At 40.3% G+C, this 15788-nt stretch carries 15 protein-coding genes, 2 tRNA genes and 2 pseudogenes; 16 read left to right on the top strand and 3 right to left on the bottom strand.

What is annotated here, in order from left to right; translation table 11 throughout:
• Positions 1-146 precede the first annotated feature (146 nt).
• The 10 genes and pseudogenes from larA (at position 147) to OFO00_RS06845 (ending at position 9050) form a co-directional block, all read left to right on the top strand.
• Positions 147-1397 (top strand): nickel-dependent lactate racemase, encoded by a 1251-nt coding sequence (gene larA, locus OFO00_RS06885; RefSeq protein WP_270865425.1) that lies wholly within the window; start codon positions 147-149, stop codon positions 1395-1397.
• Positions 1394-2596, top strand: a complete 1203-nt coding sequence (larC, locus tag OFO00_RS06880; RefSeq protein WP_270865424.1) for a nickel pincer cofactor biosynthesis protein LarC — start codon at positions 1394-1396, stop codon at positions 2594-2596. The genes larA and larC overlap by 4 nt, the downstream gene beginning before the upstream one ends.
• Positions 2571-3347 carry an ATP-dependent sacrificial sulfur transferase LarE gene (gene larE, locus OFO00_RS06875; protein ID WP_333721411.1) on the top strand — a complete coding sequence of 259 codons (777 nt, stop codon included), beginning with the start codon at positions 2571-2573 and terminating at the stop codon, positions 3345-3347. The genes larC and larE overlap by 26 nt, the downstream gene beginning before the upstream one ends.
• A complete protein-coding gene (gene larB, locus OFO00_RS06870) occupies positions 3334-4080 on the top strand; it encodes a nickel pincer cofactor biosynthesis protein LarB (protein ID WP_270865422.1) in 747 nt (248 codons plus the stop codon). Before larE ends, larB begins: the two co-directional genes overlap by 14 nt.
• Positions 4081-4089: 9 nt before the next feature.
• Positions 4090-4983, top strand: coding sequence for a L(+)-tartrate dehydratase subunit alpha (gene ttdA, locus OFO00_RS06865; RefSeq protein WP_270858725.1), 894 nt, complete (start codon positions 4090-4092; stop codon positions 4981-4983).
• Complete coding sequence (gene ttdB / locus OFO00_RS06860; RefSeq protein WP_270865421.1) at positions 4976-5596, top strand: L(+)-tartrate dehydratase subunit beta; 621 nt, start codon at positions 4976-4978, stop codon at positions 5594-5596. The genes ttdA and ttdB overlap by 8 nt, the downstream gene beginning before the upstream one ends.
• An 8-nt stretch (positions 5597-5604) precedes the next feature.
• The gene (locus OFO00_RS06855; protein WP_270865420.1) at positions 5605-6351 is read left to right on the top strand and encodes an SDR family NAD(P)-dependent oxidoreductase; all 747 of its coding nucleotides are present in this window, start codon (positions 5605-5607) and stop codon (positions 6349-6351) included.
• Between the two features lie 140 nt (positions 6352-6491).
• A pseudogene (locus tag OFO00_RS08050) lies at positions 6492-7394 on the top strand (anaerobic C4-dicarboxylate transporter family protein); the annotation flags it as partial.
• Between the two features lie 186 nt (positions 7395-7580).
• A pseudogene (locus tag OFO00_RS08045) lies at positions 7581-8168 on the top strand (anaerobic C4-dicarboxylate transporter family protein); the annotation flags it as partial.
• A gap of 339 nt (positions 8169-8507) precedes the next feature.
• Positions 8508-9050: a YceI family protein gene (locus OFO00_RS06845; protein WP_270865418.1), complete on the top strand. Its 543-nt coding sequence runs from the start codon at positions 8508-8510 to the stop codon at positions 9048-9050.
• A 161-nt stretch (positions 9051-9211) separates the two neighbouring features.
• Here the strand turns inward: OFO00_RS06845 and nfo are convergent, their stop codons facing one another.
• Entirely contained in the window at positions 9212-10054 is an 843-nt protein-coding gene (gene nfo, locus OFO00_RS06840) for a deoxyribonuclease IV (protein ID WP_270865417.1), read from the bottom strand.
• A complete protein-coding gene (locus OFO00_RS06835; RefSeq protein ID WP_270865416.1) occupies positions 10051-10536 on the bottom strand; it encodes a hypothetical protein in 486 nt (161 codons plus the stop codon). Before OFO00_RS06835 ends, nfo begins: the two co-directional genes overlap by 4 nt.
• 127 nt (positions 10537-10663) lie before the next feature.
• Between OFO00_RS06835 and OFO00_RS06830 the strand changes: the two genes are divergently transcribed.
• From OFO00_RS06830 to OFO00_RS06805, 6 genes are all read left to right on the top strand, one after another.
• Positions 10664-10738: transfer RNA gene (locus OFO00_RS06830), tRNA-Glu, on the top strand.
• Positions 10739-10915: 177 nt separating this feature from the next.
• A complete protein-coding gene (gene thrS / locus OFO00_RS06825) occupies positions 10916-12739 on the top strand; it encodes a threonine--tRNA ligase (protein WP_270865415.1) in 1824 nt (607 codons plus the stop codon).
• The gene (infC, locus tag OFO00_RS06820) at positions 12736-13257 is read left to right on the top strand and encodes a translation initiation factor IF-3 (RefSeq protein ID WP_270858734.1); all 522 of its coding nucleotides are present in this window, start codon (positions 12736-12738) and stop codon (positions 13255-13257) included. The genes thrS and infC overlap by 4 nt, the downstream gene beginning before the upstream one ends.
• A 90-nt stretch (positions 13258-13347) precedes the next feature.
• Positions 13348-13539 carry a 50S ribosomal protein L35 gene (rpmI, locus tag OFO00_RS06815; RefSeq protein WP_270865414.1) on the top strand — a complete coding sequence of 64 codons (192 nt, stop codon included), beginning with the start codon at positions 13348-13350 and terminating at the stop codon, positions 13537-13539.
• Positions 13540-13621: 82 nt separating this feature from the next.
• Positions 13622-13978 (top strand): 50S ribosomal protein L20, encoded by a 357-nt coding sequence (gene rplT, locus OFO00_RS06810; protein ID WP_270858736.1) that lies wholly within the window; start codon positions 13622-13624, stop codon positions 13976-13978.
• A gap of 111 nt (positions 13979-14089) precedes the next feature.
• Positions 14090-14165 (top strand) — tRNA-Phe (locus OFO00_RS06805).
• Between the two features lie 88 nt (positions 14166-14253).
• Here OFO00_RS06805 and OFO00_RS06800 read toward each other — a convergent pair.
• Positions 14254-15558 carry a leucine-rich repeat domain-containing protein gene (locus OFO00_RS06800; protein ID WP_270865413.1) on the bottom strand — a complete coding sequence of 435 codons (1305 nt, stop codon included), beginning with the start codon at positions 15556-15558 and terminating at the stop codon, positions 14254-14256.
• Between the last annotated feature and the right edge of the window lie 230 nt (positions 15559-15788).

Below are 15788 nucleotides of genomic sequence, written 5' to 3'. Positions count from 1 at the left end.
CCTTGCTAAATTTGCGTTTAGCAAGGTTTTTTTATTGCAAAAAACTTAAATTTTGATAATTAAGTTAAATTTTTGTGACATAAATCTCTTTTAAATAAATTTTTTGATACAATCTAACGATTTAAATTTATTTTAAGGGGTGAAAAATGCAAGTTCCAATTCGTTATGGTAAAGATGATGTTTTAAATATCAAATTTGATGAGAAAAATCTTTTGGGGGTTTTCAATCCGAATAAGGTTGAGAAATTTGACGAGGCCGAGCTTATCAAAAAAGCAATGCAAAATCCGATAAATCAAAAAACTTTTGATGAGTTCATAAGTGGCGATGAAGAGATCGTAATCATCGTAAATGACGGCACACGCCCAACTCCGACATCTAAAATTTTAAAAGAAATTTATCCAAAAATTCGCGATAAAAAGAAAACCTTTATCATCGCAAACGGCTGCCACAGAGATCCGACCGAAGATGAGTATGAGATGATTTTTTCAAAAGAAATTTGGGCTGAGGTCAAGGCCAAAGGCGAGGCTCACAGCCACGATTCTAAAAACGATGAAATGGTCTATTTGGGTGAGAGTAGTAACAAAACCCAAATGTATCTAAACAAAATCGTAGCAAACGCGAAAAAAGTTATCCCAATCGGCTCAGTCGAACCGCACTATTTCGCGGGTTACACAGGCGGTAGAAAGGCGTTTTTGCCAGGCGTTGCTAAATACGAAACTATCGAGCAAAACCACAAACTAGCCCTTAGCCACGACGCGCAGGCTTTGCGATTAGAGGGCAATCCTGTGCATGAGGATATGGTCGATGCGATGAAGGTGCTAACTCATATCGATGTATTTGCGATTATGACGGTGCTAGATAGCGACCATAATATTTATTATGTAAATAGTGGCGATTTAAACGATACATTTTATGATTGTATTCAAAAGGCAGAAGAGGTATTTTGTGTCAAAATTCCTCAAAAAGCTGATATCGTAATCTCAGTAGCCCCATATCCAATGGATGTGGATCTATACCAAGCCCAAAAAGCCCTAGATAATGGCAAACTAGCCTTGGCAGAGGGTGGCGTGCTTATCATGGTAGCTAAATGTCGCACAGGTATCGGCCCTAAGCCGTTTTTTAACCTCATGGCATCAGCCGATACGCCACAAAAAGTGCTAGAAAAAATCCAAGAGGAATTTCACCTAGGCTATCACAAAGCTGGCAAAATGGCTGAAATTGGGCTTTGGGCGCAGACTTGGGCGGTTAGCGATCTAAGCGATGATGAGATGAGAGCTGTGCATTTAAAGCCATATCATGACTTGCAAAAAGCCCTAGATGACGCGCTTGGTGAGAAGGGCAAAGACGCTAAGATTGTGATTTTACCATTTGGTTCAATGACGGTTCCAAAAATTTGAGTAAATTTATCTATTTAGACTGCGCCAGTGGCATTAGCGGAGATATGTGCCTTGGCGCATTTATCGACCTTGGCGTAGATTTTGGCTTTTTAAAACACAGCCTTACAAAGCTAGGAATTTCTAATGAGTATGAAATTTGCGCCAAAAAGGTTTTAAAATCTGGCATAAGTGCCACGAAAGTAGATGTGATTTTAAAGCGCAAATGGAGCACGACACCCCATTTCCATGAGCATGGACGCACTTTTAAAGACATTGTAAATTTAATAAATTCTTCAAATTTAAGCGAATTTGTAAAGCAAAAATCAATCCAAATTTTTACAATCATAGGCGAAGCTGAGGCAAAAATTCACCAAACCAGCCTAGAAGATGTCCATTTCCACGAGGTTGGTTGCACCGATAGCATAGTCGATATCGTAGGAAGCGCGATTTGCTTCGAATCGCTTGGGATTTCACGCGTGCTTTGCTCGCCACTTGCCCTTGGCGGAGGATTTGTGAAGTGCGCTCACGGAATTTTAAGCGTGCCAGCACCCGCGGTGAGTGAAATTTTATCTGGCGTGCCTGTGAAATTTGGCGGTGATTTCGAGCAGACGACACCTACTGGCGCAGGTATTGCAAAGGCTTTAACGAGCGAATTTTGCGCCGAATTTAGCGCTAAAATTTTGCGCACTGGATACGGGGCTGGAAGCAAGGAAGCCAAATTTGCAAATTTGCTTAAAATTATGATTTGCGAAGATGAGAGCATGAGGCAATCAGGGCAGGTTTTAATCGAGACAAATATAGATGATATGGACGCTGAGGGCTTGGCGTTAGCGAGCGAAATTTTACTAAATGCTGGCGCGCTTGATGTGTTTAGCGAGGCTGTGAATATGAAAAAATCGCGCCTTGGCACGAAGCTTAGTGTGCTAGCTAAATCTTGCGACGCACCCGCGCTAAAAGAGCTGATTTTCCGCCATACCACGGCGATTGGGGTGCGTGAAATTTCTGTGCAAAAAACAGAGCTTCCACGCCAAATTCGCGCTGTGAATACGAAATTCGGCGAGGTTAGGATTAAAATTTGCAAATTTGAGGGCGGAGAAAAAATCAAGCCTGAATTTGATGATTGCAAAAATTTGGCACAAAAATTTGGCACAAATATCGCTACGGTGCGAGCTGCGGCAATCAAAGAGTATGAAAATGGAAACTTTAAAGGAAGAGATTAGAGGGCTTAAAAATCTCGCCCTGGCCTTTTCTGGCGGGGTGGATAGCTCGTTTTTAGCCTGCGTGGCAAGTGAAATTTTGGGCGCAAATTTCATCGCGCTCACCATAAAAACGCCATATATGAGCGAACGCGAAATTTCGCAGGCTATAAATTTTGCTAAAATTCACAAATTTCGCCACGAAATTTTAGAACTCCAAACACCGCAAGAAATCGCTAATAATCCGCAAAATCGCTGTTATTTATGCAAAAAAAATTTATTCGAAAACTTAATTAAATTTGGGCAAAATCTGGGATTTTCAAATTTTGCAGACGGCACAAACAAAGATGATTTGGGCGAAGATCGCCCAGGACTTCGCGCTGTGCGCGAGCTTGGCGTCATTTCGCCACTGATAAATTTAACCAAAGCCCAAATCAGGGAGTATTCGCACGCCCTGCGCCTAGAAAGCGCGGACTTGCCTAGCTTTGCGTGCTTGCTAACTCGTTTGCCTCATGGGCGCGAATTTAGCGTAGATGATTTAAAGCTGGTTGAGCGTGTGGAAAATTTACTCATACAAAACGGCTTTGCAAACATCAGAGCACGCTTTAATGGGCGAAATTTAAAAATCGAAATGCCAAGAGCGCTGATGAGCGAATTTGTGGCGAGTGAAAATTTTGCAAAAATTATTCAAAAAATAGATGAAATTTCACAAATTGATGAAATTTTGCTCGATTTAAAGGGTTTTAGAAAGGAAGTTTTAAATGAAAAAGGCTGAAATTTTGGACTTAATCGCCCAAATCAAGGGTGGCAAAATTTCTGATGAAAAGGTCGTCGAGTATTTCGCAAACTACCCATTTTCCGATATCGGCTGTGCTAAGGTCGATATGCAAAGAGAGCTTAGAAGTGGCGTAGGCGAGGTGATTTATGGCGAGGGAAAAAGTGCTGAGGCGATTTTGGCAATCGCACGCGAGTGTGTGAAAAATGGCAACAATGTCCTAATCACGCGCACAAATTCGCAGGTGGCTGAAATTTTGCAAAAAGACTTCCCTCTTGCCAAATTTAACGAGGTCGGCCGCACGATAAGCATTATCATAAACGAGCCAAAACTTACCGAAAGTTATATCGGTATCATTTCGGCTGGCACATCTGATTCTTACGCTGTGGAAGAGGCATACGAGACGGCGAAATTTTTGGGTAATGATGTGCGCAAAATCACCGATGTGGGCGTGGCTGGGATAAATAGGCTGTTTTTGAAGCTTGATGAAATCCAAAAAGCCAAAGTCCTAATCGTAATAGCGGGCATGGAAGGAGCCCTTCCTAGCGTGATTGCAGGCCTTGTCAAAGCCCCAGTCATCGCCGTGCCTACGAGCGTGGGATATGGGGCGAGTTTTGGTGGAGTGGCAGCCTTGCTTGGTATGCTAAATTCGTGCGCAAACGGCATTAGTGTCGTAAATATCGACAACGGATACGGCGCAGCGTATAATGCGAGTATAATCAACCATTTATAAGGAGAGAGCGTGGAAAATGTAGAGAAAATGACCGCCGTCATGGCTAGTCTCGTCGGATACAGTGGCAAAATTTTGCCAGATGATGTCACGGCGAAATTAAAGGAGCTAGCGAGCAAAGAAAATGCGCCGTTAGCAAAGACGATTTATGAGACAATGTTTAAAAACCAAGAGCTTGCCAAAGAGCTAAATCGCCCCTCTTGTCAAGATACTGGCGCGATTCAGTTTTTTGTAAAATGTGGTGCGAAATTCCCGCTAATTGGCGAATTAGAGCAAATTTTAAGGGAAAGCGTCTTGCGAGCGACAAAAGAAGCCCCACTTCGCCACAACAGCGTCGAGACCTTTGATGAATACAATACCGGCAAAAATGTCGGAAAAGATGTGCCTTCGATCTTTTGGGAAATAGTGCCAGGTAGCGATAAATGCGAGATTGATACATACATGGCAGGAGGTGGCTGCACGCTTCCTGGAAAAGCTGGCGTGCTAATGCCTGGTATGGGCTATGAGGGCGTGGTGAAATTCGTAATGGATATAATGACAAGCTATGGCCTAAACGCCTGTCCGCCGTTAGTCGTGGGCGTGGGCGTGGCAACCTCGATAGATGTGGCATCGCTACTTTCTAAAAAAGCTTTGTTTCGCCCGCTTGGAAAGCATAATCCAAACGAGCGCGCCGCAAAAACCGAAAAACTGCTAGAAGATGGCATTAACAAAATCGGCCTTGGCCCGCAAGGCATGGGTGGGGCAAGCTCGGTGCTTGGCGTGCATATCGAAAACTCAGCCCGTCACCCCTCAGTCATCGCTGTGGCTGTAAATACAGGCTGCTGGTCGCACAGACGCGCGAATATCGTTTGGAACGGCGATTTAAGCTTTACTGTGACATCTCATAAGGACTACAAATATGAATAAGAAAATTTTGCAAACTCCGATTTCTAGGGAGGATTTAGAGGATATTAAAATTGGCGATATCATTTATCTAAGCGGAAATATCGTAACTTGTCGCGATGTGGCTCACAGGCGCGTGGTCGAAAAAAATATGCCTTTGCCACTTGATATCCGTGGCGGGGCGATACTGCACGCAGGACCAATTATCAAAAAAACAAGCGCTGGTGGCGAGGATAGATATGAAATCGTCTCAGTAGGACCTACGACAAGCATGCGTATGGAGAAATTCGAGTATGAATTTATCGAAAAAACGGGCGTTAGAGTAATCGTAGGCAAGGGAGGAATGGCTAGCAATACAGAAAATGGTTGCAAGGATTTTGGCGCATTGCACTGCGTTTTCCCGGCAGGGTGTGCAGTAATCGCTGCTATGGAGGTCGAGGAGATACAAAGTGCTGATTGGATGGAGCTTGGTATGCCAGAGACCTTGTGGAATTGCAAAGTCAAAGAATTTGGCCCACTAATCGTATCAATCGACGCGAAAGGCAATAATCTTTTTGAGAAAAATAAGGTCGAATTTAACAAGAAAAAAGACGAGGCGTTAGCGGAAATTTTGCCAGAAGTTAGCTTCATAAAATAGGAGAAATTATGAAAAAAACAGCTTTTATTACAGGTGCGACGAGTGGTTTTGGCGAGGCGATAGCTAGAATTTTAAGCAAAGAGGGCTATAAAATCATCGCTCTTGGGCGCAGAAAAGAGAGATTAGAAAATTTAGCCAAAGAGCTAGGAAATACCCATATAATCGTAGCTGATGTGCGAAATAAAGATGAAATTTTCAAGGCTGTGCAAAATTTGCCCAGCGAGTTTAGAGATGTCGAAATTTTGGTAAATAATGCTGGTCTTGCGCTTGGTCTAGATGGCATTAAAGACGCTCAAATCGAGGATTTGGAGACTATGGTCGATACGAATATCAAGGGCGTTATTTACACTACAAAGGCAGTTTTACCACTGCTTTTGCAAAGTGGTAATGGCTATATTTTCAATATCGGCTCTACTGCTGGTGCGTGGCCGTATCCTGGAAGCCATGTCTATGGCGCAAGCAAGGCGTTTGTGAAGCAATTTAGCAGAAATATCAGAAACGATTTAATCGGCACTGGCATTCGTGTAACAGAGATCGCGCCGGGTATTTGCGAGACTGAATTTAGCGATGTGAGATTTAAAGGTGATAAAGCAAGGGCGAAAAAGGTCTATGAAAACACAGATCCGATTAAGGCAGAGGATATAGCACAAATCGTGCTAAATTGCATAAATATGCCTCATCATGTCAATATAAATATCGTCGAGGCTATGGCGACAGCGCAAACTTGGGCTGGATTGCATGTAGAGAAAAGATAACTCTGAATTTTGAATAAGTATTATAAATAAATTTTTAACACTTATTCTATAAAAATTCAATATTTTGAATTTTATTTATATTTCTTTAAAAGAAATATTGATATAATAAAATAAGTATTTTTTAAGGAAAGGAAGAAGCGATGGAGTTTCTTACAGGTTTGTCTGAGAGCGTCCAATTTACTATTCAGTTGATAATAGTTTTGGCGTGTCTGTTTTATGGTGCCAAAAAGGGTGGTATGGCCCTTGGTATTTTAGGTGGTATAGGTTTAGTTATACTCGTATTTTTATTCAAAATGTCTCCAGGCAAACCAGCCGTTGATGTTATTTTGACAATCCTTGCGGTTGTTGTCGCCTCAGCTACATTGCAGGCTGCGGGTGGTTTGGATGTTATGCTTCAACTTGCTGAAAAAGCGTTGAGAAAAAATCCAAAATTAGTTTGTTATGTTGCACCAATGTGTGCTTGGACTTTGACAGTTCTTTGCGGTACTGGTCACACAGTTTATACACTTTTGCCGATTATCTACGATGTATCTATGAAAAGTGGTGTGCGCCCAGAGCGTCCAATGGCAGCTACTACCGTTTCATCACAATTAGCAATCATCGCTAGCCCAGTTTCAGTTGCTGGTGTTTCTATCGTGGCTGTATTGCTAGGTGCTGGTGCTCAAATCGAGGGATTTTCTAGCTACCTTGACCTTCTTAAAGTAACTATTCCTTCTACTTTCTTCGGTATGCTATGTATCAGCACATACTCAGTATTCCGCGGTAAAAGCCTTGAAAAAGATGAGGAATTCCAAGCTAAACTTAAAGATCCAGAGCAAAGAAAAATCATCTATGGTTCTGATGACGCTAAATCACTAGTTGGTGTTAAACTTCCACAAAAACAATGGAATGTTATGTATATCTTCCTTTCAGCAATCGTTGTTGTTGCGGTTTTGGGTTATTACAAACAACTTCGCCCGACATGGTCTATCTCAAAAGACGCTGCTATCGTTAATATCGTAGATGCAGGCGATAGCTCAAAAGTTCTAGACAAAGTAAAAATCAGCGACGGAACTATGATGTTAAGCGGTGCTGAGACAAAAATGAGCGTTAAAAAAGATAAATCTAAACTATCTCAAACTGCACAAGGTGTCGAGGTTAAAGATAAAGACGGCAAAACTTACAAAGTTAGCCAAGACGGCGCAAATGTAACTTATGTAAATGCAAAAGGCGAAACTAAAACTTACGAAAACGCAAAAATCGATGTAGCTACAAGCACAAAAGGCTCAAAAACTCTTGGTATGGTTGATACTATCCAAATGTTTATGCTTCTTGCAGCTGCTATTATGATGATTTATTCAGGTATCAAAGCTGGCACAATCGCTCAAAACGAAATCTTCCACAGCGGTATGATTGCGCTTGTTGCGATTTATGGTATCTCATGGATGGCCGATACTATGTTCCACGCTCATATCGATATGTTAGCTGGCTCACTTGGTAAGGTAATGCAAGCATATCCATTTACATACATTGTAGTTGGTATGTTGATTTCAAAATTCCTTAACTCACAAGCTGCTGCTGCTGCGACTTTCGTTCCACTAGCGATTGCTATCGGTGTAAATCCAGGAACAATTATTGCGTTCGCAACTGCATGCTATGGTTATTTCATCTTACCTACATACCCAAGCGACCTTGCTGCGATCCAATTCGACCGCTCAGGCACAACAAAAATCGGTAAATATGTTATCAACCACAGCTTCATTATTCCTGGTTTCATCGGCGTATTCAGCTCATGCTTCCTAGGCTATATCCTAGCTCATTTCTACGGATATATGTAATAGCTCTTGTCTGCGAGGAAACTCGCAGACAAATTCTTCTAAATTTCTAAATTTTATTTCAAATATTTATTAAGTCAAATTATGCAAAACACCGATATTGACATACAGGCATTAGAGGAAGAATTTAAAAAATTCAATGCCAAAAATTATACAAACAACGGAGTGTGTGTATGTATTGCACACTTTCAAATATTGTGCTTTTAAATCAATTACAAAAGAAAGGATAAAAATAGATTTTTATATTTTTCGCACCTTTCTCGCATAAAATTTCTTATAAATAATTTTTATTAATAAACATAAGCTAAAATCCAAATTTTAAATTTTTCAAAAGGAGAAAAAATGAAAATTATCTCAATTCTAAGTGCATGCGCACTTGGCGCAATGCTAGCAAACGCTGCCCCTTACGAGGTCGATAACGCCCATTCTAGCGTAGGTTTTAAGATCAAACACATGAGCATTAGCAATGTGGTTGGAAACTTCAAGGATTTTAGCGCAGAGATTGACGCTGAGGCTGGCAAGCTAAACAAGCTAAGTGCCGTGGTCAAAACCGCCTCAGTTTTTACTGACAACGAAAAACGCGACGCGCACTTGCAAGCGGACGATTTTTTCGGCTCAGAAAAGTTCCCTGATATGAAATTTGAGATGAAAGAGTTCGCGGCTGATAAGGTCAAAGGCGAGCTAACGATCCGCGATGTGAGCAAAGAGGTCGAGTTTGACTATGATTTTGGCGGCGAAGCCAAGCAGGGCGATAAGGCTAAAATCGGATTTAGTTTAGAGGGCAAAATCAAACGCTCTGATTTTAATTTCGCCCCAGGTAGCGGCACTGCAATGCTGGGTGATGATATAAAAATTTCTATCGAAATCGAAGCTGTGGCGAAGTAAAATTTTATGCAAATTTCATTGCAAATTTTGGGAAATTTAGCAAATTGCTAAATTTCCCTTTTTTATTTAAATTTTAAATTTTTGCTACGCAACTCTGCAATACTGCGCCCGAAATTTCGGCGCAGTATTTAAAAACTTGCGGTGGCGAAATTTGGCTAAATTTAGCGCACAAACGAGCGTAGTAGCGCGATTTCCTCCGCCCAAATACTCTCATCAATCGTTTCTAAAATGAGCGGAATTTCATCGATATTTTTGTCGTTCATAATGTTTTCGAAGCTTGCCAGTCCCAAAAATCCGCGCCCAAGGCTCTCGTGGCGGTCTTTGCGCACGCCAAGATCGTTTTTGGTGTCGTTTAGGTGCATGCCTGATAAAAATTTATAGCCGATGACGCGGTCAAATTCGCTCATAGTGCGCTCATAGGCGTCTTTCGTGCGAAAGTCGTATCCGCCGGCGAACGCGTGGCAGGTGTCGATACAAACGCCAATGCGGGTCTTGTCGCTTACGCGAGCGATTATGTAGGCGATTTGGGCGAATTCATAGCCTAAATTTGAGCCTTGGCCTGCTGTGTTTTCGATGACGAGTTTGACATCGCTAGTGTTTGCGATAGCGAAATTTAGGCACTCTGCGATATTTTGCAGACACTGCTGGGGCGAAATTTCATTTAAATGCGAGCCCGGGTGGAAATTTAGCAGTTTTATGCCGAGCTTTTCGCAACGATTTATCTCGTCGATAAAGGCGTCAAGGCTTTTTTGGCGAAGCGCGGGGTCTGGGTGGCCTAGATTTATGAGATAGCTGTCGTGGGCTAGGATATGCTCTGCGCGTATGCCAGTGGCGGCGAGATTTGCACGAAACTGCGCTATATCGCTATCGCTAAGCGGTTTTGCGCTCCACTGGCGCTGATTTTTGACAAAAAGTGCAAACGCGTCTGCGCCGATTTTTTGCGCGTTAAGCGGAGCGTTAAAAACCCCGCCAGCAGCGCTTACATGGGCTCCGACACGCTTCATAAAAGCTCTCTTACGCTGATTTTTACCCCAGCTTTTTTGTCGCTAAATTTGATAATTTTGCCGCCATCGTCGCAGACGCTGTATGAAATTTCGCCCAAATTTTGCTCGAATCCACAATCTGTTTTGGCTAAATTTTTCGCGCCATAGATTGCCTTTGCGCCCAAAATTTCGCCCAAAAAGCCCTTGTAATGGGCGTTTTTGAAAAATTTCTCATTGAAAGTTGGCTCATCATCGCAGGCATTATTCATGCACACGCTTTTGTTTTTTGCGACCAAGGAAAGCACGCTAACCCCGCTAGAATAGACCTGCAACTCGGTTTGGTTTTTAAAACTTCTAATAAATCCCGTGTCGTTTAGGCGCAAATTTGGCGAAATTATCGAAAACGCCACCGCTTGCGTTTTTTGCGGGGTGAGCTTGGCGCAACCACAAAATACTGCCCCGATTCCCAAAAATCCAGCAAAAATCAAATTTATTTTTTTCATTTTTGTCCTTTTTTAAATTTTAATATTTTCATTTTAGCGAAATTTATAAAAATTCCAGCTTTATTAAGTGAAATTTAAGCGCAATTTATATAAAATAATCGTTCCTTTTAATTTAACCGAATTAAGTGGCCCCTTCGTCTAACGGTTAGGACATCGCCCTTTCACGGCGGTAACACGAGTTCGAATCTCGTAGGGGTCACCACTAAAATACAAAATCCAAAAAACTAAATTTCAAATCAAAATTTAATGAAAATTCAAAATTCGCTTAAAATTTCTTAAAATTTAGCCAAATTTAAATTTACGGTTAAGGTTGTATTGGCTAAAATTACAGCTTATTCTTTTATTGTAGAAAAGATAAATTTGGTAAAAAAGGAAAAAAATGAGCGACATTATCGCATACAAATTTAATGGTGAAATTTATGATACTCAAAGTATCGGCGAGGGCGCAGATGGCGCAGAACCGATATTTTTCGATAACTCTGCTGACGCGCTAAAAGTGCTTCGCCACTCATGCGCGCATTTGTTAGCACAAGCCGTCAAATCACTCTACCCAGACGCGAAATTTTTCGTGGGTCCTGCGATTGAAGATGGATTTTATTATGATATGCGCGTGAGCAAGGCTGACGGCGAGAAGCTTGGCGAGGACGATTTAAAGGCGATTGAGAAAAAAATGAAAGAGCTAGCCGAAGCCAAGCAAGATATAGTTAAAATTTGCTCTACCAAAGGCGCTGTTAGCGCAAAATACGCCGAGGACGACCTAAAAGTCGAGGTTTTGAAGCGAATCCCAGAGGGCGAAGTGAGTTTGTATGCGCAAGGCGATTTCGAGGATATTTGTCGCGGACCGCATGTGCCAAATACCAAATTTTTGCGAAATTTCGCCTTAACTAGGATTGCTGGTGCGTATTTGGGTGGCGATGAGACACGCGAAATGCTAACTCGAATTTACGGCGTAGTTTTTGCCGATAAAGAGAGCCTAAAAAATCACCTAACAATGCTCGAAGAGGCTAAAAAGCGCGATCACCGCAAGCTCGGTGCGGAGATGAAATTTTTCACATTTGATGAAGAAATCGGCGCTGGACTTCCGATTTGGTTGCCAGCAGGTGCGAAAATGCGCGTAAAACTCGAAGAAAGGCTATATCGACAGCTTCGCCGCCGCGGTTACGAGCCAGTCAGAGGCCCTGAAATCCTAAAATCTGACGCGTGGAAAATCAGCGGACACTACACAAATTACAAAGAAAATATGTATTTTACGATGATCGAAGAGCAAGAATACGGCATTAAGCCGATGAACTGCGTAGGTCATATCAAAGTCTATCAAAGCGAAATTCGCTCATATCGCGATTTGCCACTTAAATTTTGCGAATACGGCGTCGTGCATAGACACGAAAAATCAGGCGTTTTGCACGGGTTGTTTAGAGTGCGTGAATTCACCCAAGATGACGCGCATATCTTTTGTATGCCAAGCCAAATCAAAGAAAATGTCTATGAAATTTTGGACTTCGTCGATGTGCTAATGGGCGCGTTTGATTTCAACTACGAAATGGAAATTTCAACCAAACCTGCCAAGGCTGTGGGCGATGATGAAGTGTGGGAAATCGCTACAAAAGCGCTTAAAGACGCGCTTGATGAAAAGGGCTTTAAATACGGTATCGACGAGGGCGGCGGTGCGTTTTATGGTCCGAAAATCGACATCAAAATCACAGACGCTTTGGGTCGAAAATGGCAGTGTGGCACCGTGCAGGTGGATTTCAACCTGCCAAATCGCTTCGAGCTAGGTTATATCGACGAAAACAATGAGAAAAAACAGCCCGTCATGCTTCACAGAGCGATTTTAGGAAGCTTTGAGAGATTTATAGGAATTTTGATCGAACACACAGCTGGCGAGCTTCCGTTTTGGATCTGCCCGACACAAGTGGCGATTATCCCAATTGGCGAAGCGCACAGCGCGTATGCAAAAGAGATTTCAGCTATGTTGCGCGAATTGGGCATAGACAGCGAAATTTTAACCAAAAATGAAACTTTAAATAAAAAAATCAGAACAGCCGAAAAGCAAAAGGTGCCATTAATCATCGTTCTTGGCGATAATGAAGTGGCTAATCGTAGCGTCGCATTGCGTGATAGGCGTGCGCGCGAACAGCGAAATTTAGGGCTTAGCGAGTTCTTGGATTTCGTGCAAAACAAATTAAATGAGGTGAATTTTTGAGCAGCAAAAAAGAAGTTTTTCTAAACGAAGAAATCGAGGCTGATGAGGTTAGGTGTATCGGCGAAGATGGTGAAGCATACGGCGTAATCTCGCTAGATGAGGCGTTGCAAATCGCAAGCAAACAAGGTGTCGATCTCGTGCTAATCGCGCCAGATGCGAAACCGCCAGTGTGCAAGGTAATGGATTATAGTAAATTCCGTTATCAACAAGAAAAAAAGCTAAAAGAGACCAAGAAAAAACAGAAAATCATCGAGATTAAAGAGATAAAATTTTCGGCAAAAATCGCTCAAAACGATGTGAATTACAAGGTAAAACACGCAAAAGAATTCCTAGATTCTGGCAAACATGTCAAACTTCGCGTGTTTTTGAAGGGTCGCGAGATGAGCACTCCTGAGATTGGTGTAAATTTGCTAAACAAAATTTGGGAAGAGAATTTCGCGGGTAGCGCAGAGCGCGACAAAGCCCCGATTTTAGAGGGAAGATATGTGAGTATGCTAATTACGCCGAAAAAGTCTTAAATTTCGGCGTAGCTTAAATATTTTTAAATTTCAGCAGAAATTTAAAATTTTATTATATAATCACAGCTTATCTTAAAAAAAAGGATAAACATGCCAAAGATGAAAAGTGTGCGTGGCGCAGCAAAACGCTTTAAAATAGGCAAAAACAAGATTAAACGCGGTTCAGCTTTCCGCAGCCATATCTTGACTAAAAAGTCTAGCGAGTGTAAAAGAGATTTGCGCGGCCCACATTATGTAGATTCTACAAATGTTAGAGCTGTTAAGCTTATGCTTTGTAAATAATTTTAGTTTTTGACCTAGTCATTCAAACTCCCCTAAGATAGGGAAAGACCCAAAAATGGGCGCCATTTAAGAAAGGATTAATATGGCAAGAGTAAAAACAGGCGTTGTTAGAAGACGCAGACACAATAAAGTTTTAAAACTTGCTCGCGGTTTTTATAGCGCAAGAAGAAAACATTTCAGAAAAGCCAAAGAACAATTAGAAAGAAGTTTGGTTTATGCTTACCGCGACAGACGCGCGAAAAAACGCGACTTCCGCAGACTATGGATCGTTAGAATTAACGCTGCTTGCAGAATCAACGATATTAGTTATTCTAAATTTATGCACGGTCTTAAACTTGCAAACATCGAATTAGATAGAAAAATCCTAGCAAACCTTGCTATGAACGATGCTAAGGCTTTCGCTGCATTAGCTGATAAAGCAAAGGCTGCTTTAAAATAATTTTTTGAATTTCAAGATTTTTTCTTGAAATTCTCCCTTTTAAATTTTGTATTCTGGCTCGTTTAAATAGATTTTAAGCGGGGTTTGAATACAATGTCCCCTTTATTTCGTGGTTGGATAGCTCAGTCGGTAGAGCAGCAGACTGAAAATCTGCGTGTCGGCAGTTCGATTCTGCCTCTAACCACCATTTAAGCTTATTTTTAACTCTTTTTATTCGCTTTAAAATTTTGAAAATTAAAATTTGGCTATGACGAATTTAGTCGCAGAAACTAAATTTATCTTTTTGTAATTATCTTTAAATTCGGCATTTCTTGTAGAATTTCTTGGTTTTGTATCGGCGTATCCAAAATGTCTATATGGAATAAATTTTTTAAATTTACTATGCTAGGTGGTAGCTTTTTTATGCCAGTAAAACCTATGTTTAAATATTCTAAATTTGTTAATTCTCCGATATTTTCAGGCAGAGCAGACAGATCTTTATTATCATAAATCAAAAGCGTTTCTAAATTTTTCAAATTTGCAATTTTTGGCGAAATTGTTTTTAGGCTTCCTCTGGTGTATTCAAATCGCTTTAAATTTGCTAAATTTTCAATTTCATCGGGTATAGTAGTAATATTGCTATCGTTTAGTTGCAAATCCTCTAAATTGTGTAGTTTAAGTATCTCCATAAAGTTTTCTTGGGTTACATTGCTGATACTTAAAACTTTTAAGTTTTGTAAATTTGAAAAATTTTGTGGAAAATTTTTAAAACTAGTAGATAAATACTCTAAATTTTGCATATTTGTTATCAATATTGGAAATTCTTTTTGGGCAATTAAACTTAAATTTAATAGTTGTAAATTTTTTAAATTTGCCATTTCGTCAGGTATAGATTTTAACTTTCTACACATATCACAATTAAATTGTTTTAAGTTTATAAGATTCCCAAATTCAGGCGAAATTTCAGATATATCGGTGCCCGAAATGTCTAACGCTTCTAAATTTTTCATATTTAATATATGTTTTCCTAGATTTTCTATCTTAGAATAACTTAAATTTAAAGCTTTTAAATTTGGAATTTTGCTTATGATTTCTGTGATTTCTTTTATTTGTGTTTTTCTAAGATTTAATATAGAAAGTTTTGTCAAATTCACAACGCAAGGCGGTAAATCTGTAATATTGGCTTCACGGACATCGATTGTTTCTAGGTTACTAAGCATACAAATTTCGCTAGGTAATTCATTTGTATTGTCTGTATCGATTGAAAAATACACTCCGCGTGGTGAAGGTCTTTCTATTGATATTTCAGTAAAATATTCTAGACTATCATAGAAATCTTTTGTGGTTTCGACTTTTAAATTTTCAACAGCTTTATCAAATTCTACTATATTTATCTCATTATTTGCCAATTTTTTAGACAACTTGTCGTATCTTAGGTCGGATTGAACCGGTCTAGAATAATCTACAAATTTGGATAGAATTCGCATTTGCTCATTTGTTTTGCTATCAAGTTCTGGCGAATTTATCAACTCTTTATCGCCTTGATCGGCATTTAGAAAAATTTGCCCCATTATAAGTATCGCTAAAATTATCTTTTTCATAAAATCTCCAAATTTAAAAAATTTAATAAGATGGATTATAACAAAAAAGTGAATTTTTAGCTATTTTGGCGAGTTTTGAAAAATTTCTACAATTCCCCCTCCATTTAATCTCTTTTTAAGCAACCCTTGAATATAATCCACTTTCCGTTTTTGAAATCTAACTTCTGTTATTTTCCAATGCGTGTTATTTTATTTATTATTGTCAAAAACTATCTTTTAGTCAATCTTTG

The organism is Campylobacter sp. VBCF_04 NA7 (genome assembly GCF_027737405.1).
Lineage (GTDB): Bacteria > Campylobacterota > Campylobacteria > Campylobacterales > Campylobacteraceae > Campylobacter_B.
The sequence above is the reverse complement of the archived record's forward strand: the minus strand, read 5'-3'. Positions and strand labels throughout refer to the sequence as shown.

What these genes read in the sequence shown, in the direction of transcription:
- OFO00_RS06855 (WP_270865420.1), top strand. Translation starts at nt 5,605, where the DNA reads ATGAAAAAAACAGCTTTTATTACAGGTGCGACGAGTGGTTTTGGCGAG.
- larB (WP_270865422.1), top strand. Translation starts at nt 3,334, where the DNA reads ATGAAAAAGGCTGAAATTTTGGACTTAATCGCCCAAATCAAGGGTGGC.
- nfo (WP_270865417.1), bottom strand. Translation starts at nt 10,054, where the DNA reads ATGAAGCGTGTCGGAGCCCATGTAAGCGCTGCTGGCGGGGTTTTTAAC.
- rplT (WP_270858736.1), top strand. Translation starts at nt 13,622, where the DNA reads ATGGCAAGAGTAAAAACAGGCGTTGTTAGAAGACGCAGACACAATAAA.
- larA (WP_270865425.1), top strand. Translation starts at nt 147, where the DNA reads ATGCAAGTTCCAATTCGTTATGGTAAAGATGATGTTTTAAATATCAAA.
- OFO00_RS06800 (WP_270865413.1), bottom strand. Translation starts at nt 15,558, where the DNA reads ATGAAAAAGATAATTTTAGCGATACTTATAATGGGGCAAATTTTTCTA.
- OFO00_RS06835 (WP_270865416.1), bottom strand. Translation starts at nt 10,536, where the DNA reads ATGAAAAAAATAAATTTGATTTTTGCTGGATTTTTGGGAATCGGGGCA.
- larE (WP_333721411.1), top strand. Translation starts at nt 2,571, where the DNA reads ATGGAAACTTTAAAGGAAGAGATTAGAGGGCTTAAAAATCTCGCCCTG.
- ttdB (WP_270865421.1), top strand. Translation starts at nt 4,976, where the DNA reads ATGAATAAGAAAATTTTGCAAACTCCGATTTCTAGGGAGGATTTAGAG.
- thrS (WP_270865415.1), top strand. Translation starts at nt 10,916, where the DNA reads ATGAGCGACATTATCGCATACAAATTTAATGGTGAAATTTATGATACT.
- OFO00_RS06845 (WP_270865418.1), top strand. Translation starts at nt 8,508, where the DNA reads ATGAAAATTATCTCAATTCTAAGTGCATGCGCACTTGGCGCAATGCTA.
- rpmI (WP_270865414.1), top strand. Translation starts at nt 13,348, where the DNA reads ATGCCAAAGATGAAAAGTGTGCGTGGCGCAGCAAAACGCTTTAAAATA.